This window comes from Streptomyces sp. NPDC048338, assembly GCF_043201055.1.
Classification (GTDB): Bacteria; Actinomycetota; Actinomycetes; order Streptomycetales; family Streptomycetaceae; genus Streptomyces.
Genome location: NZ_JBICYQ010000012.1, coordinates 215579 through 235104, shown reverse-complemented (window position 1 = coordinate 235104; position 19526 = coordinate 215579). Strand labels below are relative to the sequence as shown.

Genomic DNA, 19526 nt, shown 5'->3' with positions numbered 1-19526 from the left:
ACCCCGGAAAGACCCGTCAGCGGTCGGGTACGTCACTTCTGTGGTCGGCCCCCGGGGGGAATAGATCCCGGTGCCCGTCGCGGCGCTCCTCCATCTCCTTCAGCAGGTCCTGCAGCTCGGAGCGGATCCAGTCCCGGGTGGCCACCTCGCCGAGCCCCATCCGCAGGGCCGCGACCTCCCGGGTCAGGTACTCGGTGTCCGCGATCGACCGCTCGTTCTGCTTGCGGTCCTGTTCGAGGTTCACCCGGTCCCGGTCGTCCTGCCGGTTCTGGGCGAGCAGGATGAGCGGTGCCGCGTAGGAGGCCTGGAGCGACAGCGCGAGGGTCAGGAAGATGAAGGGGTACTCGTCGAACCGCAGCGACGTCGGCGCGAAGATGTTCCACAGCACCCAGACGATGATCGTCAGGGTCATCCAGACGAGGAAACGCCCGGTCCCCAGGAAGCGGGCGATCCGCTCCGAGAGCCGTCCGAAGGCCTCCGGGTCGTACTCCGGCAGCAGCCTCGCCCGGCGCTCGCGCGGGAGGTCGAGGCGGATGCGCGGGCCGGTCCGCTCCCGCTCCTGCGTGCGCTCAGCCGCCATGCGGCGCCCCCTCCACGTGGAACTCCGTCTCGCGCCAGTCCTCCGGCAGCAGGTGGTCCAGGACGTCGTCGACGGTGACCGCCCCCAGCAGCGAACCGCTCTCGTCCACGACGGGCGCCGCGACCATGTTGTACGCGGCGAGATAGCTGGTGACCGCCGGCAGCGGCGTGTCCGGGGCGAGCGGCGGCAGGTCGCTGTCCACCAGCGAACCGACCAGGGTGAACGGCGGGTCCCGCAGCAGCCGCTGGAAGTGCACCGTGCCCAGGTACTTGCCCGTCGGCGTCTCGTCCGGGGGCCGGCACACGTACACCTGCGCCGCCAGCGCGGGGGAGAGGTCCTGCTGCCGTACCCGGGCCAGTGCGTCCGCGACCGTGGCGTCGGCCCGCAGCACGATCGGCTCGGTGGTCATCAGGCCGCCCGCGGTCCGTTCCTCGTACGCCATCAGCCGCCGCACGTCGGCGGCGTCGTCCGGCTGCATCAGGGTCAGGAGGCGCTCCTTGTCCTCCTCCGGCAGCTCCGAGAGCAGGTCGGCCGCGTCGTCGGGATCCATCGCCTCCAGCACGTCGGCGGCCCGCTCCTCCTTCAGCTTGCCGAGGATCTCGATCTGGTCGTCCTCCGGCAGCTCCTCCAGGACGTCGGCGAGCCGGTCGTCGTCGAGGGCGGCGGCCACCTCGGCGCGCCGCTTGGGGGAGAGGTGGTGCAGCACGTTCGCCAGGTCCGCGGGGCGCAGCCGCTCGAAGGTGGCGAGCAGGCTCTCGGCGCCCTGCCCGTGCTCCTCCAGGGAGAAGCCGGTCACCGCGGACCACTCCACCGTCAGCGTCTCGCCCTTGCGGCGCAGCGCCCCGGCCTTGCCCCGCCGGACGAAGACCTTGTCGATCTCCCAGTCGCGGCGGGCCGGCAGCTGCTGGATCGCGACGTCGAGGACGGTGACCTCCTCGCCGTCCGCGTCGTGCCCCACCAGCTTCACCCGGCGGTCCAGGAGTTCGCCGAGGACCAGCCGCTCCGTGGGCCGCTGCTCGAAGCGGCGCATGTTCACCACGCCCGTGGTGATGACCTGGCCGGACTCGACGCCGGTGACCCGGGTCATCGGCAGGAAGATCCGGCGGCGGCTGAGATGGATCTCGACGACCATGCCGAGCAGCCGCGGCGGCCGGCGGCCCACCCGGAGCATGGCGACGAGATCGCTGACCCGGCCCACCTGGTCGCCGTTGGGGTCGAAGACGGGGACTCCGGCGAGATGCGAGACGAAGATCCGTGGGGCGCCTGCCGCCATGCCCTGCGCCTCCTCACTGCCGCCGGATCGGTGTGATTGCCGGGGGATGCCGGATTCAGGCTAGCCCGTGGCCCTCCGTGCCGCTTCGGCAGAGCGCCCGTACGGCTGCCTGCAGGGGGCGGTGACCGCCCCGGGTACGCTGCGAGCTGCCGTCCCCCCACCGACGTGGTCGCCCCCACCGGCCCGAAGAACACGAGAGGCAGCGCAGGTGACCGTTCGTACTCCGGCATCGCGTATCCGCAGGGTCGTCCTGCCCGTGGCGCTCTGCGCCGGGCTGGCGGCCGGTCTCACGGCCTGCGCCTCCGACCCGGACGAGGGCACCAACGGGGTCGGGAAGCTGACCGCGACCGCCATCGAGGAGAAGGCGCAGTCCGCGGCGGACGCGGCGAAGGCGGTGCGCCTGGCCGGGACGCTGGTCAGCAAGGGCGGCACGTACAAGCTGAACATGCGGCTCAAGCAGAACGGCGCGAGCGGCTCGGTCACCACGAAGAACAGCACCTTCGAACTGCTGCGGATCGACGAGACGCTCTACCTCAAGGCCGACGCCGGCTTCTGGGCGCACGACGACAAGGCGGCCGAGACGCCGAGCGACGCCGACACCGAGGCGGCCGACACGCTCGACGACAAGTACGTGAAGATCCCGCAGGACGACCCCTCGTACAAGCAGCTGCGCGGCTTCACCGAGATGGACGTGCTCCTCGACGGGCTCATCGGCCTGCACGGGGACGTCGTCAAGGGCGACCGGGACAAGATCGGCGGCCTGCGGACGGTCAAGGTCAAGGGCGGCGAGGACGGCGAGGGCGGCACGCTGGACGTCTCGCTGGAGGGCACGCCGTTCCCGCTCCGCTTCGCGCGGGGCGGCGGCGCGGGCGTGGTGGTGCTCTCGGAGTGGGACAAGGACTTCCCGCTGAAGGCCCCCGCCAAGGAGCAGACGCTGGACTACGGCAAGCAGCTGCCCCGCACCTGAACCACGGGCACGCGGGCGTCCCGGGCGGGCCCGGGGCCGTGCGGGCGGGGTGTCAGCGCTTGCGGCGCCGCAGGAGCAGCCGGGGCAGCGCGGCCGGTACGGGCCGCCGGGTGATCGCGTCCGAGGGCTGCGGCACGGCCGCCAGGGAGCCGTCGGGCAGGTCCGTCGTCGAGCCGACCGGCTCCAGCCGCAGCACCCGGCACTCGCGTGCCCAGCGCTCCGGCATGGCCTCGCCGTCCGGCGCGTTCAGGCGCTTGCCCTTCAGCTCGGCCACCGCCGCGTCCCACTCGGGCGAGCCGGCGGGCAGCTCCCGTACTGCGGCGGTCCAGGCGACGAGCCGGCCGCCCTTGTCCTTGCTGCGGACGGTCACCTCGGCGGTGGCACCGGCCGCGAGTCCGGGCAGGGGCTGCTCGCCGGGCCCGTCGCCCACGACGTGGGCGGCGCCGTCGAACCAGACGTGCCACAGGGCCCGGGCGGCCGGGGCCTCGCCGCGGACCCAGATGAGGCCGGACTTCTTGGTGGCCTCCTCGACGAGCGCGGGGCCGAGCAGCGATTCCGTCATGCCCGCAGCCTATCCAGCGGGCGCCTCGCGGACGATGCCGGACCGGCGCGACGCGGGCCAGGAGGTGTCCTGCCGATCGGGCCGGGCCCACGGTGTGATCGGCAGGACACCTCCTACAGCCAGCCGTTCCGCTTCAGCGTGCGGTGGATGGTGAAACAGATCGCCGTGATGCCGACCAGCACCATCGGGTAGCCGTACCTCCAGTGGAGCTCCGGCATGTGGTCGAAGTTCATGCCGTACACGCCGCAGACCGCCGTCGGGACGGCCACGATCGCCGCCCAGGAGGTGATCTTGCGCATGTCCTCGTTCTGCGCGACGGTCGCCTGCGCCAGGTTGGCCTGGAGGATGGAGTTGAGCAGTTCGTCGAAGCCGACGACCTGCTCCTGCACGCGCGCCAGGTGGTCGGCGACGTCGCGGAAGTACTTCTGGATGTCCGGGTCGACCAGCCGCATGGGCCGCTCGCTCAGCAGCTGCATCGGGCGCAGCAGCGGGGTGACGGCCCGCTTGAACTCCAGCACCTCGCGCTTGAGCTGGTAGATCCGGCCGGTGTCCGTGCCGCGCGTCGACCCCTTGGCCGGCGGCGAGAAGACGTCGATCTCGATCTGGTCGATGTCCAGCTCGACGGCGTCGGCGACGGCGATGTAGCCGTCGACGACGTGGTCGGCGATGGCGTGCAGCACGGCCGAGGGGCCCTTGCCCAGCAGTTCCGGCTCGCCCTGGAGGCGGTGGCGGAGGTTGCGCAGGGAGCCCTGGCCGCCGTGCCGGACGGTGATGACGAAGTCCGGGCCGGTGAAGCACATCACCTCGCCGGTCTCCACGACCTCGCTGGTGGCGGTGAGTTCGGCGTGCTCGACGTAGTGGATCGTCTTGAAGACGGTGAAGAGGGTGTCGTCGTACCGCTCCAGCTTGGGCCGCTGGTGGGCGTGCACGGCGTCCTCGACGGCCAGCGGGTGCAGCCCGAACTCGGCCGCGATGCCCGCGAATTCGGCCTCGGTCGGCTCGTGCAGGCCGATCCAGGCGAAGCCGCCGCTCTCGCGCACCTGGCGCATCGCGCCGCGCGGCGTCAGGCAGTCGCGGTCGTCCACGCGGCGGCCGTCGCGGTAGACGGCGCAGTCGACGACCGCGCTGGACGCGGACGGGTCGCGGGTGGGGTCGTAGGCGGTGTAGACGGTGGGGGTCTTGCGCAGGCTGGGCCGCAGGGTGGGACGGACCGCGGCGCGCAGGTCACGGATCATCGACATTCGGCATGCTCCTTCACGGAGAAGCCGTCGGCGATGCGTGGCACAGCCCGGAATGGGGGCGTGGACCTGACGTCCTACGTCCGCAAAGCGGGCGGCACCGCGGGATCGCGGTGACGGCGTTCGCTACAGACAGGCAAAGGCGAAATGCTCTTCCGTCGTGCGAGCAGCCGGGTGACGGGGACGGGAAAGGTCCTCAGGTCACCGGAAAAGATGCACCGGGCCGGGGTGCGGGGCGGAAGAGCGGTTGGTACTGCCCGATCGACTTCGATCCACGCAGCCCCACCTCCTCCAGCCGGTCCCCCTTGGGGGATGACGAGTAGTCGGGAGTCCCGACCAGCGGCCAAGACTATCAGCCGACTGAGGGTCAATCCCTTCCTTTGCCCGTTCCATACGCGCTTTATGCTCACTGCATGGGAGAAGTTCTTGCTCTGGTCGAGGCACGGCTGCGTACGGCGCTCGGCGAACCGGACGCGCGGGCGGCGGTGACGTTCCTCGGCACGGACCGGATCGAGGTGCTGCGCTTCACCGACGGCGACGTGGTGCGCTACGCGACGCTCGGGATGTCCGCCCAACCGATGGCCGACCCGACGGCGGCGCTCGCGGACCCGGTGAAGGGCCCGCGCGCGGAGCTGGTGCTGTCGGTGCGCGGCGGTCTCGCCGACACCGACAAGGTGCTGCGCCCGCTCGCGGTCCTCGCCTCGACGCCTCAGGTGGAGGGTGTGGTGGTGGCCGCCGGGGCCTCGCTCGACGTGGGTGAACCCCTGTGGCCGGGGGCCTCGTTCACCTCCGTGCTCGTCGCGGAGCCCGGCGGCCTGGTGGAGGACCTGGAGCTGGACGAGCCGATGGACCCGGTCCGCTTCCTGCCGCTGCTGCCGATGACGCCGAACGAGGCGGCCTGGAAGCGGGTGCACGGAGCGAAGGCCCTGGAGGAGCGCTGGCTGGCCCGCGGCACGGACCTGCGCGATCCGCTGCGCGGGTCCGTGCCGCTGGACTGAGGACGCGTACGGCCCGGGACCGGGGACCGTCGGCGCGACGGTCCCCGGTCCACGTCAGCGCGCGACGGTCCTGCGGGCGACGAGGTCGGCGATGACCACGTAGACGACCGCGGGGATGCCGTAGTCGAGCAGCACCTGAAGGGTGTGCTGGGAGACGTCGAAGAGCCCGATCGACCAGGCGGCGAGCCAGTCGGCGGCGGTGTGGAACCAGTCGACGAGGGTGTTCGCCCGGTTGGCGTCGAGCAGGTCCATGACGATCCAGACGGCCAGGATGCCCGCGAGGACGTGCGCGATGGTTCTTATGACGGAGTCGATGCCTCTCATGGGCTCCGTTTTGCCCGTGCCCGCCATGGCAAACCGGCCATGACGCGGCCTCAGCCGGCGAACACCTCCATCCCGTCCTCGGTGGCGTGACGGGGTGCCGCCCCACTCCTCGATCGTCGGCGCGAGGTACGGGGCGGCCGCGGGCGTGCCCGCCACGGCGTCCGACGGATGGTTGTGCGGTGCACGGAACAAGTGAGGCGATCTAATAAATGCAGGATACATCTACTGCGGCGGGTGAACCGTCCGGGCCGGACGGGTGATCGTCCTTGACGCGAGCGCGACGGGGTAGGACCGTTGGGCCCTATGAGGGGCGAACCCAGTTGCCCGAAGTGCGGTGGCCGGGTCAGGGCGCCCGGACTGTTTGCCGATTCCTGGCAGTGCGACGTGCACGGCTCGGTGCACCCTATGCAACCCGTGATCCCGCCCAGCGTCGAATCCCTCGGTGTCGTCGTGCACCGGGCCCAGGTGCCGGTGTGGATGCCGTGGCCCCTGCCCGTCGGCTGGCTCTTCACCGGGGTCGCCTATGCCGGTGACGACCGCAGCGGTGGACGCGCGACCGCCGTCGCCTGCTCGGGGCCGGGCCCGCTCGGGGGCATCGGCGAGCTGCTGCTGATCGCCGAGGAGCTCGGCGTGGGCCTCGGAGCGCGCTACGCGGGGATCGACGGCCCCGATCCCGGAGCGGGCATCTCCATCGACAAACCGCCGCAGACCAAGGTGCTCGCCGCCGGCCGCCCCACCCCGCTCTGGCATGTCACCGGAACCCCGCACGACCGCGCGGTCTTCGCGGGCGAGGCGCGCGGCCTCTGGCTGTGGGCGATCGTCTGGCCGGAGCAGTCGGGCCTGCTGATGTACGACGAGCTGGTGCTGACCGACCTGCGCGACGCGGGAGCTGAGGTCGAGCTGCTGCCCTGCGGGGCGCTGACGCCCCGTCTGCTCGGCTGACGGGCGCCTTCCGGTGGGCCCCGCGCGAGAGGGCGCGGCGCCCTCCCCGAGGGCGTGACCGGCGCACCCGGCCGCCTCCGCCGATCGGATTCGGACGGCCGGGTCCGGGTGCCCGCCCCGGACGGCGCCGGGTGATCGCCACCGGTGTCCGCGGAACGGGACCGGGTGTTCGATACGCCCGTTATGCTGGAGCGGCCCCCTTGTCCGTTCCGAGCCCCCTGGAGTACCGCGTCGTGCGCATCGATCTGCACACCCACTCCACGGCGTCGGACGGTACGGACACCCCCGCCGAGCTGGTCCGCAACGCGGCCGCCGCCGGGCTCGACGTCGTCGCCCTCACCGACCACGACACCACCCGCGGTCACGCCGAGGCGATCGCCGCGCTGCCCGAGGGGCTCACGCTCGTCACCGGGGCCGAGCTGTCCTGCCGGATCGACGGCATCGGACTGCACATGCTGGCGTACCTCTTCGATCCCGAGGAGCCCGAACTCGCCGCCGAGCGCGAGCTGGTACGGGACGACCGCGTGCCCCGCGCGCAGGCGATGGTCGGCAAGCTCCAGGAGCTGGGCGTGCCCGTGACCTGGGAGCAGGTCGCCCGCATCGCCGGGGACGGCTCGGTGGGCCGCCCGCACATCGCCGAGGCCCTCGTCGAACTGGGTGTGGTCCCCGACGTCTCCGGCGCCTTCACGCAGCAGTGGCTCGCCGACGGCGGCCGGGCGTACGTGGAGAAGCACGAACTCGACCCGTTCGACGCGATCCGGCTCGTCAAGGCGGCCGGCGGCGTCACCGTCTTCGCGCACCCGCTCGCCGTCAAGCGCGGCGAGGTCGTGCCGGAGGCCGCCATCGCCCGGCTCGCCGCGGCCGGCCTCGACGGCATCGAGATCGACCACATGGACCACGACGAGCCCACCCGCGCCCGGCTGCGCGGCCTCGCCCGCGAGCTCGGGCTGCTCGGCACGGGCTCCAGCGACTACCACGGCAGCCGCAAGACCTGCCGGCTCGGCGAGTACACCACCGACCCCGAGATCTACGGCGAGATCACCCGCCGCGCGGCCGGAGCCTTCCCGGTTCCGGGTGCCGGGGGACGCGCCTGACCCCAGGGGCCGCCTCGCCGATCGTGCCGGACTGATCGGCAGGCCCCAGTCCTCGCTGAGGGCGGTCACCCCGACGGAACACCTCCTCGACGGACGGTCGCCGTCGGTCTCTCCGCGGCGTTCTCGTCGCGGACGGCTGCCCGCGTGGTCACGCACGCGCCGCGCCGCATCGTGCCGCCCCGTGCGACTCTCCCCAGTCCCACACCCCTCGTACATCCCGACTTGCAAGGCTCACCGTGTTCGACGTCGCCGTCTTCGGCTCGCTCTTTCTGACCCTTTTTGTGATCATGGATCCCCCCGGGATCACCCCGATCTTCCTCGCCCTCACCTCCGGCCGGCCCGCCAAGGTCCAGCGCCGCATGGCCTGGCAGGCGGTCGCCGTGGCCTTCGGTGTCATCACCGTCTTCGGCATCCTCGGGCAGCAGATCCTCGACTACCTGCACGTCTCCGTGCCCGCGCTGATGATCGCGGGTGGACTGCTGCTCCTGCTCATCGCGCTCGACCTGCTCACCGGCAAGACCGACGAGCCCAAGCAGACCAAGGACGTCAACGTCGCGCTGGTCCCCCTCGGGATGCCCCTGCTCGCCGGGCCGGGCGCCATCGTGTCGGTGATCCTCGCGGTGCAGCACGCCGACGGGGTCGGCGCGCAGGTCTCCGTCTGGACGGCCATCGCCGCCATGCACGTCGTGCTCTGGCTGACCATGCGCTACTCGCTGGTGATCATCCGCGTCATCAAGGACGGCGGTGTCGTGCTGGTGACCCGGCTCGCCGGCATGATGCTGTCGGCCATCGCTGTGCAGCAGATCATCAACGGCGTCACCCAGGTGATCCAGGGCTCCTAGGGTCCCGGCCCCCGGGCCCCCGGACGCCACTGCGCCCCCGTACGGATTCCGTTGCGACGGAGTCCGTGCGGGGGCGCGGTGCGTGAGTGAGTGCCCTCAGGCCCTACGGCGTTACGAGGCCGTGGTGTCTGCCGGGCGGATCCAGATGCGCTGACCGATCGAAGCGGCCTGCTGCACGATCCGGTTGACGGAGGCGGCGTCCACGACGGTCCGGTCGACGGGCGTGCCGTCGATGTCGTCGAGTCGCAGGATTTCGAAGCGCACGGGCTTCTCCCTTCGTCTGAGTTGATCCTCCTGATGGAGAACTGCGTTACAAGGGGTCCAACGGGATGCACCCTGCAAACATTCCCTACGCTAAGGAAATTTTTTGGATGCCTAACTACTAGCAGGTAGGCGACGTTGTCGGGAGGGTCGGCGGCGGCGGACAATGAGGCCCGTATGAACGACGCAGAGAACCCTCAGACACCGTCCGGCGACCCGGTCCACGAGCTCGGCGCCCGCCTGGAGCGCACCAATGAGCTCCTCCAGCGGATGCTGGCCGAGGTGGCCAAGACCCCTTCGACCCACGCCATCTTCGTCGACGCAGGTTACGTCTATGCTGCGGCCGGGTTGCTGGTGGCGGGTACCGAGGACCGGCGCTCCTTCGACCTCGACGCCGAGGGGCTCATCGAGGCATTCATCGACAAGGCCCGCACGATCTTCGCGGACAGCCGCCTGCTGCGCGTGTACTGGTACGACGGCGCCCGGCGCCGCATCCACACCGCCGAGCAGCAGTCGATCGCCGAACTGCCCGACGTCAAGGTGCGCCTCGGCAACCTGAACGCCAACAACCAGCAGAAGGGCGTCGACTCCCTCATCCGCTCGGACCTGGAGTCCCTCGCCCGGCACCGCGCCATCAGCGACGCGGCCCTCGTCGGCGGCGACGAGGACCTCGTCTCGGCCGTCGAGGCCGCCCAGGGCTACGGCGCCCGCGTCCACCTCTGGGGCATCGAGGCATCCGAAGGGCGCAACCAGGCCGAGCCGCTGCTCTGGGAGGTCGACAGCCAGCGCACCTTCGACCTCGACTTCTGGCGCCCCTACGTCACCCGCCGCCCCGTCACGACCTACGAGAACGAGGGCGAGCCGCCCCCGTCGCGCGACGAGGTCCGCTTCGTCGGTGCGCAGATCGCCGCCACCTGGCTCGCCGAGCGCGGCCCGGACGCGCTGGCCGAGCTGCTGCCGGGGCACCCGTACCTGCCGGGTCCGGTCGACCAGGACCTGCTCATCGAGGGGGAGAAACTGCTGAGCCGCTCCCTGCGGGGCCACGCGGTGCTGCGCCGGGCGCTGCGGGACGGCTTCTGGCAGCACCTCCGCGCCCAGTTCTGACCTCCGCAGGGGCCGGCCCGGCGTCCGGGCCCGCCCGGAGGGCCCTCAGCAGAGGTCCCAGAACGCCGTCAGGCGGTCCGCCAGCTCCTGGGGGTGCGAGACGTTGGGGGAGTGGCCCGCGCCCGTCACCACCGTGTGGCGGGCCCCCGTGCGGTGCGCGGCGGCGGCCAGCTCCTCCACCGGCCAGACGGTCTCCTCGTCCCCGTAGGCGATGTGCAACGGCATCCCGAGCCCGGCGAGTTGGAGGGTGCCGTCCGGGTCCCGGTTCAACAGCCGTCCGGTGGCCGCCAGTTGGACGATCCGGGTGCGCATCCACCGGCGGCGCAGGAAGAGCACGATCTCCGGCGGGTCGCCCGCGCCCGGCTGTTCGCCGCGGCTGTCCAGCCAGCGCGTCGTCCGCCAGACCCGCTCCTTGGACAGCAGCGCCAGAGCGGCCCGCAGCGCGCGCACCCGGACCCGCTGCGGTCGGGCGACCCGGCCGGGCCCCGAGGACAGCAGCGTCAGCGAGCGGAAGGCCTCCGGCGCCAGCGACGCGGCCGCGCGGGCCACCAGCCCGCCGAAGGAGTGCCCCAGCAGGTGCACCGGGCCCTCCCCGAGCGCCGCCGCCTGCGCGACGACGTCGAGCGCGAGCGCCCGCCGGGTGTACGCGCCCCGGTGCCGTGGCCCCGCGCTCTCGTGCTGACCGCGCCCGTCGACCGCCACCGCGCGGTACCCGGCGTCGCTCAGCGGCCCGAGCAGGGCCAGGAAGTCCTCCTTGCTGCCGGTGTAGCCGGGCAGCAGGAGGGCCGTCCCCCGGATCTCGCCCCGGGGCGCCGTGTCCAGGACGGCGAAGTCACCGCGGGCGGTCCGCAGCCGGCGGGCGCGGGTGCGGGGCGGGAGTTCCAGGGACCGGGGCTTGCTCATAAGGGGAGCGTAGCCGCAGGCAGCGGCCGTGCCCGGACGCGGCAGCGGCCCACTCCCCGGGAGGGGGTGGGCCGCTGCGCGGGTGCTGCCGGGGGGTGTCAGCTCTCCGGCTGGGCCGCCGCCTTCTTCGTCGTGCGGCGACGCGGGGCCTTGGGGGCCTCGGCCGGCTCGGCCGACGCGCCGGCCTCGACCGGGGCGGTGGCCTTCTTGACCGTACGGCGACGCGTGGTCGTCTTCGGCTCCGAGGCGTCGGGCGCCTCGGCGACGGCCTTCTTCGTCGTGCGGCGGCGGGGGGCCTTGGGGGCCTCCTCGACGGTCTCGGCGACGGCCGGGGCCTCGACGGCGGCCGGGGCCTCGGCGACGGCGACGGCCTTCTTGGCCGTGCGGCGGCGGGGGGCCTTGGGGGCCTCCTCGACGGTCTCGGCGACGGCCGGGGCCTCGACGGCGGCCGGGGCCTCGGCCACGGCGGCCTTCCTGGCCGTGCGGCGACGCGGGACCTTCGGCGCCTCCTCGACCGTCTCGACGGCGGCCGGGGCCTCGGCGGCGACGGCCTTCCTGGCCGTGCGGCGACGCGGGACCTTGGGCGCCTCCTCGACGACCACGGGGGCCTCGACCACCGTGGTGGCAGCGGCGGCAGCGGCCGCCGCGGCCGCCGCGCTCTCCGGGGTCTGGAAGGTGACGGTCTCGGCCTCGGGCCGGATGATGCGGGCGCGGCGACGGCGGGGAGCCTTCGGGGCCTCCTCGACCTTCTCCGCGGCGACCGGAGCGGCCTTGGCGGCCGGAACGGCCTGCCTGACCGGCGCCGCCTGCGCGGCCGGAGCCTGCGCGGCCGGAGCCTGCGCGGCCGGAGCGGCGGCGGCAGGCGCGGCGCCCGAGCCGCTGGAGCGGGTACGACGACGGCGGCGCGGGGTGCGCGTCTCCGACGGCTGCTCCTGGGCGACCGCGGCGGCGGCCGGAGCCGATGCCTCGACGACCGTGGTCTCGGCCGCGGTCTCGTCGACCGTGGAACCGCTGCGGGTACGGCGCCGCTGGCGCGGCGTGCGGGTGCGGGCCGGGCTCTCCTCGACGGCCGGGGCCGCCTTCTTGCCGCGGCGTCCGCCGGGCTCGCCCAGGTCCTCCAGCTCCTCGGCGCCCAGACCCGCGCGGGTCCGCTCGGCGCGGGGCAGGACGCCCTTGGTGCCCGCCGGGATGTCCAGCTCCTCGTACAGGTGCGGGGAGCTGGAGTACGTCTCGACCGGCTCGTGGAAGTCCAGCCCGAGCGCCTTGTTGATGAGCTGCCAGCGCGGGATGTCGTCCCAGTCGACCAGGGTCACGGCCGTGCCCTTGTTGCCCGCGCGGCCGGTGCGGCCGACGCGGTGGAGGAACGTCTTCTCGTCCTCGGGCGACTGGTAGTTGATGACGTGCGTGACGCCCTCGACGTCGATACCGCGGGCGGCGACGTCGGTGCAGACGAGAACGTCGACCTTGCCGTTGCGGAAGGCGCGCAGCGCCTGCTCGCGAGCGCCCTGGCCGAGGTCGCCGTGGACCGCGCCGGAGGCGAAGCCGCGACGCTGCAGCTGCTCGGCGATGTCGGCCGCCGTGCGCTTCGTACGGCAGAAGATCATCGCGAGCCCGCGGCCGTTGGCCTGCAGGATGCGGGAGACCATCTCCGGCTTGTCCATCGAGTGCGCGCGGAAGACGTGCTGCTTGATGTTGGCGACGGTCACGCCCTCGCCGTCGGGCGAGGTGGCGCGGATGTGCGTCGGCTGCGACATGTAGCGGCGGGCCAGACCGATGACCGCGCCCGGCATGGTGGCCGAGAACAGCATGGTCTGACGCTTCGCCGGAAGCATGTTCATGATCTTCTCGACGTCGGGCAGGAAGCCCAGGTCGAGCATCTCGTCGGCCTCGTCCAGGACGAGGGCCTTGACGTGGGACAGGTCCAGCTTGCGCTGGCCGGCCAGGTCGAGCAGGCGGCCCGGGGTGCCGACGATGACGTCGACGCCCTTCCTGAGCGCCTCGACCTGGGGCTCGTACGCCCGGCCGCCGTAGATGGCGAGCACGCGGACGTTACGGACCTTGCCGGCGGTCAGCAGGTCGTTGGTGACCTGGGTGCACAGTTCGCGCGTGGGGACGACGACCAGGGCCTGCGGGGCGTCGGTCAGCTGCTCGGGCCTGGCCCGGCCGGCCTCGACGTCCGCGGGGACGGTGACGCGCTCCAGGAGGGGAAGACCGAAACCGAGGGTCTTGCCGGTGCCGGTCTTGGCCTGGCCGATGACGTCGGTGCCGGAGAGGGCGACCGGAAGGGTCATCTCCTGGATGGGAAAGGGGGACACGATGCCGACGGCTTCGAGCGCCTCGGCCGTCTCGGGAAGGATCCCGAGCTCTCGGAAAGTCGTAGTCAGGGTGCTGCCTCTTCTGTGAGACGCGGCGCGAGGCGAACGCTGGGGGTCGTACCGTGCCGGATCACTTCCGGCCGGATCGTGATCCCGGATCGTGGAGATCCCGGATCGAGACGATCACAGCCGGGTGGCGCGGGACCACTGCCGTCGCTCGAGCGTCGTGCCGCTGAGGGACCCTCCCGCGGGGGCGCGGTGAGGGCTGTCAGGTCGGAGCCGATCGGGCCACCGACCGGGCATCCTCATTCATGAGATGGCCCACCGGATACGTCCGAACGTGCGAAAGCATGTCCGCATACTCAGCAGGCGCATTACCACTGTACCCCGGAATCGCGCATGTGTGTTGGGAGAAATCGCGATGAGGGCGCCGTCACAGTGACTGACCAGGGCCGTACGCCGACCTGAGGGCGGGCTATTGTGCGCTTCATGGAGACGCCTGACAACGCCACGGACGCCGGGAACGGCACCGAGAACGCCGCTGAGAACGCCGCCGGAGAGCCCACCGGGATCGCCGCCCAGGACTGGGCCACGGCATCCGCCGTGCCGCAGTACCGCGCCGCGGTCGTCGATCTGCTCGGCGCGCTGGCCTACGGCGAGCTGGCGGCCTTCGAGCGGCTCGCCGAGGACGCCAAGCTCGCTCCGAGCCTCGGGGACAAGGCGGAGCTGGCGAAGATGGCCTCCGCCGAGTTCCACCACTTCGAGCAGCTGCGGGACCGCCTCGCCGCCGTGGACGCCGAGCCGACGGCCGCGATGGAGCCGTTCGCCAAGGCGCTCGACGACTTCCACCGCCTGACGGCCCCGTCGGACTGGCTGGAGGGCCTGGTCAAGGCCTACGTCGGCGACTCCATCGCCAGCGACTTCTACCGCGAGGTCGCGGCCCGTCTGGACACCGACACCCGTCGCCTCGTCCTGTCGGTCCTCGACGACACGGGTCACGGCAACTTCGCCGTGGAGAAGGTCCGCGCCGCGATCGAGGCCGACCCGCGGGTCGGCGGCCGGCTCGCGCTGTGGGCGCGCCGGCTGATGGGCGAGGCGCTCTCCCAGGCGCAGCGCGTGGTGGCCGAGCGGGACGCGCTCTCGACGATGCTGGTCGGCGGGGTCGACGGCATGGCCGCCGGCTTCGACCTGGCCGAGGTCGGCCGGATGTTCTCCCGGATCACCGAGGCCCACACCAAGCGGATGGCCGCACTGGGCCTGGCCGCCTGATCCCAGCGGCGCGACTCACGGCGAGGGAGTCCCGGTCTCAGGTGCGCCGGGCCCCGCGGGGCCCGGCGTTCTCGCGGGGACGGCGGTGGCGGCGGCGCTGTTCACGCCGCCGCTGATCGGCGCAACCGGCGCGACTCCGGGCGGATCAGCAGTGACAGCAGGACCGTCGCGACGGCCGCGGCGCCGATCAGGGTGGCCAGGGCGTGGCCGGGGCCCAGTGCTCCGTGGGTCACCAGGGCGCCGAAGACGGCCCCGAGCGCTCCCGTGACGAGGACGGCCCCGCGCGCGGGCAGGCGTTCGGGCAACCGGTGCACGGCCGCCCAGGCCAGGGCGAGTCCGAGCAGAGCGGAGCCAAGGACTTCCAGGAACACGGCGAATCACCTCGCGTGCGGTGCGGGGCGGGCAAATCGGTCTGAGGCCGTCCTACCCGGGGCGCCCGGAAAGCAACCCTCCCGGTACGCCCGCACGTGGACCGGCCCCGAGGCCGCAGGGCACGCGAAAGGCCCGGCGGAACAGGTCCGCCGGGCCGATCCACGTCACGAGGACGTACGTCTCAGAGTGCGCCGAAGCCCACCCGGCGTACGGCCGGCTCACCGAGCTCGACGTACGCGATCTTCTCGGCCGGGATCAGGACCTTGCGGCCCTTCTCGTCCGTGAGGCTGAGCAGCTGCGCCTTGCCGGCCAGCGCGTCGGCCACGGCGCTCTCGACCTCCTCGGCGGACTGCCCGCTCTCCAGAACGATCTCCCGGGGTGCGTGCTGCACGCCGATCTTGACCTCCACGGCTATGTCCCTCCGAACGGTCAGCGTTGCGCGTTCACCGCGCCGTACGCTGCACACATTAGCCCGGTGAGGGGACACGTACGGTGCAGCCGCTGAACGCCAGGAGCGAACAGGCTCAGTGGCCGTCGGTGATCGGCTGTCCGTCCGTGGGGTGCAGCGGGAAGCCGGCGATGCCGCGCCAGGCCAGCGACGTCAGCAGCGACACCGCCGTGTCGCGGGGGATCGAGGACCCGCTGGAGAGCCAGTAGCGCGCCACGACCTGCGAGACGCCGCCGAGTCCGACGGCGAGCAGCATCGACTCGTCCTTGGACAGGTCGGTGTCCTCGGCGATGATCTCGCAGATGGCCTCGGCGCACTGCAGGCTGACCCGGTCCACGCGCTCGCGCACGGCCGGCTCGTTGGTCAGGTCGGACTCGAAGACGAGGCGGAAGGCGCCGCCCTCGTCCTCCACGTACGCGAAGTACGCGTCCATCGTCGCCGCGACCCGGAGCTTGTTGTCCGAGGTGGAGGCCAGTGCGGTGCGCACCGCCTGGAGCAGTGACTCGCAGTGCTGGTCGAGCAGCGCCAGGTAGAGCTCCAGCTTGCCGGGGAAGTGCTGGTACAGCACGGGCTTGCTGACGCCCGCCCGTTCCGCGATGTCGTCCATCGCGGCGGAGTGGTACCCCTGCGCGACGAACACCTCCTGGGCCGCGCCCAGCAGCTGGTTCCGTCGGGCGCGGCGCGGCAGGCGCGTGCCCCGAGGGCGTGCTGCCTCTGTCTGCTCGATGGCTGTCACGCCGCCTCCCAAAAATCGATCCATGCGCGCTGTGGCGCCGCGCCGCCATCGTACTTTTGGGTAACCCGGCTGTGCGCGGTGCGGACGCAGAATTTCACGGACCGGACGCGCCTGGCGATAGGCGCTTCAAGATTAAACCGAACAAATCAGCGGTAGTCGTCTTCGTCCAGGCTGACCACCCGGGCCTGTTCCGAGGCGTCCGCCTCGTTCGCGGAGTCCTGCTCGACGTGGGTGCGCGCCTCGTCCTCACGCTGCTGGAGGTCGGTGTGCTGCTCGGCCGCGTCGGCTTCCGGGATTTCCTGGTCGAGCACGACGTCCTCTTCTTCTTCGGCGAATGTGTCCGGCTCGGTCGGATCGACAGTCATGCGCGTTCCTTCCGGCATGCGGGTCCTCTCCGATGGCCCTCCCCTACGAGCCTAGAAGCACACCTTCCGCGGCGCACCCGAGCCTGTGACGCCACACACACGCGCCGCCGCGTGATCGTCTCGTAATATTGCGGCCATGTCCTCGACCGAGCTGCCGGAAACCCGGACCGCCGCAGCCCCCGCCACGTCGCACGCCCGCGCCGTGCGGGTCGCCGAAGGCGAGGAGCTGCGCTCCGTGGCACTGCCCGGACTCACGCTCACCGTGCGCGCCAGGCCCGGCGACACGCCCGGCCTCGCGCCCGCGCTCTACGTCCACGGGCTCGGCGGCTCGTCCCAGAACTGGTCGGCCCTGATGCCGCTGCTCTCGGACCTCGTCGACGGAGAGGCCGTCGACCTGCCCGGCTTCGGCGACTCGCCGCCGCCGGACGACGGCAACTACTCCGTCACCGGACACGCCCGCGCCGTCATCCGGCTGCTGGACTCCGCCGGCCGCGGCCCGGTCCACCTGATCGGCAACTCGCTCGGCGGCGCCGTCTCCACCAGGGTCGCCGCCGTCCGGCCCGACCTGGTGAAGACCCTGACGCTGGTCTCGCCGGCGCTGCCCGAGCTGCGCGCGCAGCGCACCGCCTGGCCGACGGCGCTGCTCGCGCTGCCGGGCGTGGCCCCGCTCTTCTCCCGGCTCACCCGGGACTGGACGCCGGAGCAGCGCGTCCGCGGCGTCCTCTCCCTCTGTTACGGAGACCCCGGCCGGGTCACCGACGAGGGGCTGCTGCACGCGGTGGAGGAGATGGAGCGGCGCCTGGAGCTCCCCTACTTCTGGGACGCGATGGCCCGCTCCTCGCGCGGCATCGTCGACGCGTACACGCTCGGCGGCCAGCACGGACTGTGGCGGCAGGCCGAGCGGGTGCTCGCCCCGACGCTCCTCGTCTACGGCGGCCGCGACCAGCTCGTCTCCTACCGGATGGCGCGCAAGGCCGCGGCGGCGTTCCGCGGCTCCCGGCTCCTGACGCTTCCGGACGCCGGGCACGTCGCCATGATGGAGTACCCGGAGACGGTCGCCCAGGCCGTCCGGGAGCTGATCGAGGACACCGAACACGCGGCGCGGGCCGCGGACACCAAACGCACCACAGACGACAGTTGCGGGAGCTGATCCGGGCCGTGGGACGACACAGCCGCAAGGGACCCTCTCCCGCGCCCGCCCCCACGGGCGGCGCGGGACCGCGGGAGACGGCGGGGCCCGGGGCGGGGACGGGGACGGGGCGCCGCAGGCGGACGCCCGGGCAGGACGCGTACGGCACGGATCCGTACCGCGAGGGCTCGTACGGCGACACCTCCTACGGCGAGGGCTCGTACGGCGACGGCGTCTACCGCGAGGTCCCCGGGAACGGGGCGGGGCGGACGGACGCCCCTCGCCGGCAGGAGCCCTACCGCCCGGACCCGTACCGACCGGCCCCGGCCGGGCGGGACCAGGGCAGGCGGCCCGCGTACGGGCAGCCCGCGGCGGGGCGGGGCCCCGCCGCACCGGGTGGGTACGGACAGGGCGCGCCGGGGCGGCCCGTGTGGGACACGCCGACACACGGCACCCCGGTCCACCCCGAACCCGCCGACTCCTCCGTACGGGGCGGTCACCCCGACTTCTTCGAGCCGCGACAACGGCCCGAGCGCTACGGCGACCGGCAGGCCGGCGCTCCCCGGACCGCCACACCGCAGTCCGCCTTCATCCCCGGTCCCCGGCGCGAGACCGTCACCGGGGACCCGCTCGCCGCGCCGGTCCAGGACGCGCCCGAGCCGCTCGACCCGCCGACGCCGCCCGCCAGGACCGGGGGCAAGGGACGCGCCTTCACCGGGATCGCCGCGGCCGCCGTCACCACCGTCCTCGCCGTCGTCGTGGCCGGCCAGGTCGCCGACCGGGACGCCGGCGGCCCCCTCGCCCACGCGGCCGAGGAGCCCGCCGACCGCACCGTGGACGAAGGCCCCGCCTCGCGCTCCGACGAGCGGACGGCCCCCGCCCTTCCCGTGCAGGCCGCGCCGCCCACCTACGAGCAGCTGATGACCCGGCAGTTCCCCATCGACCCCAAGCTCAAGGGCTCGGGGGAGTTCGAGGCCGTGAGCGGCTTCGACAAGGCGCCGGGCAAGGGGCGCAAGATCCGCTACCGCGTCGACGTGGAGAAGGGGCTCGGGCTCGACCCCGCCCTCTTCGCGCAGGCCGTGCAGAAGACGCTCAACGACCGGCGGAGCTGGGCCGGCAAGGGCGAGATGACCTTCGAGCGGATCTCCAGCGGGGAGCCCGAGTTCGTGATCACCCTCGCGAGCCCCGGGACCACCGGCGTCTGGTGCGCGAAGTCCGGTCTGGACACCACGGTCGACAACGTGTCCTGCGACTCCGCGTCCACCCCCCGGGTCATGATCAACGCCTACCGCTGGGCCCAGGGTTCGGAGACCTTCGGCGACAAGGCGATGCACGCGTACCGCCAGATGCTCATCAACCACGAGGTCGGACACCGGCTGGGCCACAGCCACGTGACCTGCCGGACGCCGGGCGCGCTCGCCCCGGTCATGCAGCAGCAGACGAAGTCGCTGGACATCGACGACATCAAGTGCCGCCCCAACCCCTGGGTCCACCCCGGTAGTTGAGGCCGGCGCACGGCCCCGCCCCGCGTCCTGCCGTCCCGTCGTGACCGCGACGGGGTGCCGGCGGCGACGTCGGGACCTGGCCGCAGCCTGACTCTCCGTGCACGATTCGGCCCGTACCGCGACGGAACGCGATCGGGCGGGGAAAGTTACGTGCATTCACCCCTTCCGGTGGCGGGGCGGCCCCCCCGCCCCCCCCCCCCCCGCCCGCCCCCCCCCCCCCCCCCGCCCGGGGGGGCCCCCCCCCCCCCCCCCGGCCCCGGCACGGCGGGGCGGGGGGGGGTCGAGCGGGGCTGGCCGGC

General features: G+C 72.8%; 21 protein-coding genes. 9 read left to right on the top strand and 12 right to left on the bottom strand.

The genetic code is table 11. The features are described from left to right. Positions 1-16 precede the first annotated feature (16 nt). Both ACGFZF_RS27165 and ACGFZF_RS27160 read right to left on the bottom strand, forming a co-directional pair. Positions 17-580: a DUF1003 domain-containing protein gene (locus ACGFZF_RS27165; protein WP_393558247.1), complete on the bottom strand. Its 564-nt coding sequence runs from the start codon at positions 578-580 to the stop codon at positions 17-19. After that, positions 570-1853 carry a magnesium transporter MgtE N-terminal domain-containing protein gene (locus ACGFZF_RS27160; RefSeq protein ID WP_393558245.1) on the bottom strand — a complete coding sequence of 428 codons (1284 nt, stop codon included), beginning with the start codon at positions 1851-1853 and terminating at the stop codon, positions 570-572. Before ACGFZF_RS27160 ends, ACGFZF_RS27165 begins: the two co-directional genes overlap by 11 nt. Positions 1854-2061: 208 nt before the next feature. Between ACGFZF_RS27160 and ACGFZF_RS27155 the strand changes: the two genes are divergently transcribed. Continuing rightward, positions 2062-2820, top strand: a complete 759-nt coding sequence (locus tag ACGFZF_RS27155) for a hypothetical protein (RefSeq protein WP_393558243.1) — start codon at positions 2062-2064, stop codon at positions 2818-2820. Positions 2821-2872: 52 nt separating this feature from the next. On the opposite strand, the gene ACGFZF_RS27150 is transcribed toward ACGFZF_RS27155, so the two are convergent. Together ACGFZF_RS27150 and ACGFZF_RS27145 are read right to left on the bottom strand one after the other, a co-directional pair. Beyond that, complete coding sequence (locus ACGFZF_RS27150; RefSeq protein WP_393558241.1) at positions 2873-3382, bottom strand: hypothetical protein; 510 nt, start codon at positions 3380-3382, stop codon at positions 2873-2875. Positions 3383-3495: 113 nt separating this feature from the next. After that, positions 3496-4623: a magnesium and cobalt transport protein CorA gene (locus ACGFZF_RS27145; protein WP_393558239.1), complete on the bottom strand. Its 1128-nt coding sequence runs from the start codon at positions 4621-4623 to the stop codon at positions 3496-3498. Positions 4624-5033: 410 nt separating this feature from the next. Here ACGFZF_RS27145 and ACGFZF_RS27140 point away from each other — a divergent pair, with 410 nt between their 5' ends. Then, positions 5034-5618, top strand: a complete 585-nt coding sequence (locus ACGFZF_RS27140) for a suppressor of fused domain protein (RefSeq protein ID WP_393558237.1) — start codon at positions 5034-5036, stop codon at positions 5616-5618. Positions 5619-5672: 54 nt separating this feature from the next. Here the strand turns inward: ACGFZF_RS27140 and ACGFZF_RS27135 are convergent, their stop codons facing one another. Continuing rightward, the gene (locus ACGFZF_RS27135) at positions 5673-5942 is read right to left on the bottom strand and encodes a hypothetical protein (protein ID WP_393558235.1); all 270 of its coding nucleotides are present in this window, start codon (positions 5940-5942) and stop codon (positions 5673-5675) included. A 303-nt stretch (positions 5943-6245) separates the two neighbouring features. Between ACGFZF_RS27135 and ACGFZF_RS27130 the strand changes: the two genes are divergently transcribed. The 3 genes from ACGFZF_RS27130 (at position 6246) to ACGFZF_RS27120 (ending at position 8820) form a co-directional block, all read left to right on the top strand. Continuing rightward, positions 6246-6884 (top strand): DUF6758 family protein, encoded by a 639-nt coding sequence (locus tag ACGFZF_RS27130; RefSeq protein ID WP_393558233.1) that lies wholly within the window; start codon positions 6246-6248, stop codon positions 6882-6884. A gap of 233 nt (positions 6885-7117) precedes the next feature. Next, positions 7118-7978, top strand: coding sequence for a PHP domain-containing protein (locus tag ACGFZF_RS27125; RefSeq protein ID WP_393558386.1), 861 nt, complete (start codon positions 7118-7120; stop codon positions 7976-7978). A gap of 236 nt (positions 7979-8214) precedes the next feature. Beyond that, positions 8215-8820, top strand: coding sequence for a MarC family protein (locus tag ACGFZF_RS27120; RefSeq protein WP_356606578.1), 606 nt, complete (start codon positions 8215-8217; stop codon positions 8818-8820). A 111-nt stretch (positions 8821-8931) separates the two neighbouring features. On the opposite strand, the gene ACGFZF_RS27115 is transcribed toward ACGFZF_RS27120, so the two are convergent. Continuing rightward, on the bottom strand, positions 8932-9084 hold the full coding sequence (locus ACGFZF_RS27115) for a hypothetical protein (RefSeq protein ID WP_318103221.1): 153 nt from the start codon (positions 9082-9084) through the stop codon (positions 8932-8934). 174 nt (positions 9085-9258) lie between these two features. Here ACGFZF_RS27115 and ACGFZF_RS27110 point away from each other — a divergent pair, with 174 nt between their 5' ends. Beyond that, a complete protein-coding gene (locus ACGFZF_RS27110) occupies positions 9259-10185 on the top strand; it encodes an NYN domain-containing protein (protein ID WP_393558230.1) in 927 nt (308 codons plus the stop codon). 45 nt (positions 10186-10230) lie between these two features. On the opposite strand, the gene ACGFZF_RS27105 is transcribed toward ACGFZF_RS27110, so the two are convergent. Further along, complete coding sequence (locus ACGFZF_RS27105; protein ID WP_393558228.1) at positions 10231-11088, bottom strand: alpha/beta fold hydrolase; 858 nt, start codon at positions 11086-11088, stop codon at positions 10231-10233. Positions 11089-11186: 98 nt separating this feature from the next. After that, positions 11187-13379 (bottom strand): DEAD/DEAH box helicase, encoded by a 2193-nt coding sequence (locus ACGFZF_RS27100; RefSeq protein WP_393558226.1) that lies wholly within the window; start codon positions 13377-13379, stop codon positions 11187-11189. A 513-nt stretch (positions 13380-13892) separates the two neighbouring features. Between ACGFZF_RS27100 and ACGFZF_RS27095 the strand changes: the two genes are divergently transcribed. Continuing rightward, on the top strand, positions 13893-14672 hold the full coding sequence (locus ACGFZF_RS27095; protein WP_356606587.1) for a ferritin-like fold-containing protein: 780 nt from the start codon (positions 13893-13895) through the stop codon (positions 14670-14672). 101 nt (positions 14673-14773) lie between these two features. On the opposite strand, the gene ACGFZF_RS27090 is transcribed toward ACGFZF_RS27095, so the two are convergent. The 4 genes from ACGFZF_RS27090 to ACGFZF_RS27075 form a co-directional block, all read right to left on the bottom strand. Beyond that, complete coding sequence (locus ACGFZF_RS27090) at positions 14774-15043, bottom strand: hypothetical protein (RefSeq protein ID WP_393558224.1); 270 nt, start codon at positions 15041-15043, stop codon at positions 14774-14776. 182 nt (positions 15044-15225) lie between these two features. After that, on the bottom strand, positions 15226-15453 hold the full coding sequence (locus ACGFZF_RS27085; RefSeq protein ID WP_147981101.1) for a DUF3107 domain-containing protein: 228 nt from the start codon (positions 15451-15453) through the stop codon (positions 15226-15228). Positions 15454-15568: 115 nt separating this feature from the next. Then, entirely contained in the window at positions 15569-16228 is a 660-nt protein-coding gene (locus tag ACGFZF_RS27080) for a TetR/AcrR family transcriptional regulator (protein ID WP_393558221.1), read from the bottom strand. Positions 16229-16374: 146 nt separating this feature from the next. Then, entirely contained in the window at positions 16375-16593 is a 219-nt protein-coding gene (locus ACGFZF_RS27075) for a hypothetical protein (RefSeq protein ID WP_393558219.1), read from the bottom strand. A 136-nt stretch (positions 16594-16729) separates the two neighbouring features. Here ACGFZF_RS27075 and ACGFZF_RS27070 point away from each other — a divergent pair, with 136 nt between their 5' ends. Next, entirely contained in the window at positions 16730-17743 is a 1014-nt protein-coding gene (locus ACGFZF_RS27070) for an alpha/beta fold hydrolase (protein WP_393558217.1), read from the top strand. Between the two features lie 8 nt (positions 17744-17751). Continuing rightward, complete coding sequence (locus ACGFZF_RS27065; protein WP_393558215.1) at positions 17752-19227, top strand: DUF3152 domain-containing protein; 1476 nt, start codon at positions 17752-17754, stop codon at positions 19225-19227. Positions 19228-19526: the final 299 nt, after the last annotated feature.

Excerpts from the sequence above, each read along its gene's own strand:
- ACGFZF_RS27100 (WP_393558226.1), bottom strand. The coding sequence starts at position 13,379 with ATGACCCTTCCGGTCGCCCTCTCCGGCACCGACGTCATCGGCCAGGCC.
- ACGFZF_RS27160 (WP_393558245.1), bottom strand. The coding sequence starts at position 1,853 with ATGGCGGCAGGCGCCCCACGGATCTTCGTCTCGCATCTCGCCGGAGTC.
- ACGFZF_RS27150 (WP_393558241.1), bottom strand. The coding sequence starts at position 3,382 with ATGACGGAATCGCTGCTCGGCCCCGCGCTCGTCGAGGAGGCCACCAAG.
- ACGFZF_RS27140 (WP_393558237.1), top strand. The coding sequence starts at position 5,034 with ATGGGAGAAGTTCTTGCTCTGGTCGAGGCACGGCTGCGTACGGCGCTC.
- ACGFZF_RS27075 (WP_393558219.1), bottom strand. The coding sequence starts at position 16,593 with ATGACTGTCGATCCGACCGAGCCGGACACATTCGCCGAAGAAGAAGAG.
- ACGFZF_RS27165 (WP_393558247.1), bottom strand. The coding sequence starts at position 580 with ATGGCGGCTGAGCGCACGCAGGAGCGGGAGCGGACCGGCCCGCGCATC.
- ACGFZF_RS27110 (WP_393558230.1), top strand. The coding sequence starts at position 9,259 with ATGAACGACGCAGAGAACCCTCAGACACCGTCCGGCGACCCGGTCCAC.
- ACGFZF_RS27130 (WP_393558233.1), top strand. The coding sequence starts at position 6,246 with ATGAGGGGCGAACCCAGTTGCCCGAAGTGCGGTGGCCGGGTCAGGGCG.
- ACGFZF_RS27095 (WP_356606587.1), top strand. The coding sequence starts at position 13,893 with ATGGAGACGCCTGACAACGCCACGGACGCCGGGAACGGCACCGAGAAC.
- ACGFZF_RS27135 (WP_393558235.1), bottom strand. The coding sequence starts at position 5,942 with ATGAGAGGCATCGACTCCGTCATAAGAACCATCGCGCACGTCCTCGCG.
- ACGFZF_RS27070 (WP_393558217.1), top strand. The coding sequence starts at position 16,730 with ATGTCCTCGACCGAGCTGCCGGAAACCCGGACCGCCGCAGCCCCCGCC.
- ACGFZF_RS27145 (WP_393558239.1), bottom strand. The coding sequence starts at position 4,623 with ATGTCGATGATCCGTGACCTGCGCGCCGCGGTCCGTCCCACCCTGCGG.
- ACGFZF_RS27105 (WP_393558228.1), bottom strand. The coding sequence starts at position 11,088 with ATGAGCAAGCCCCGGTCCCTGGAACTCCCGCCCCGCACCCGCGCCCGC.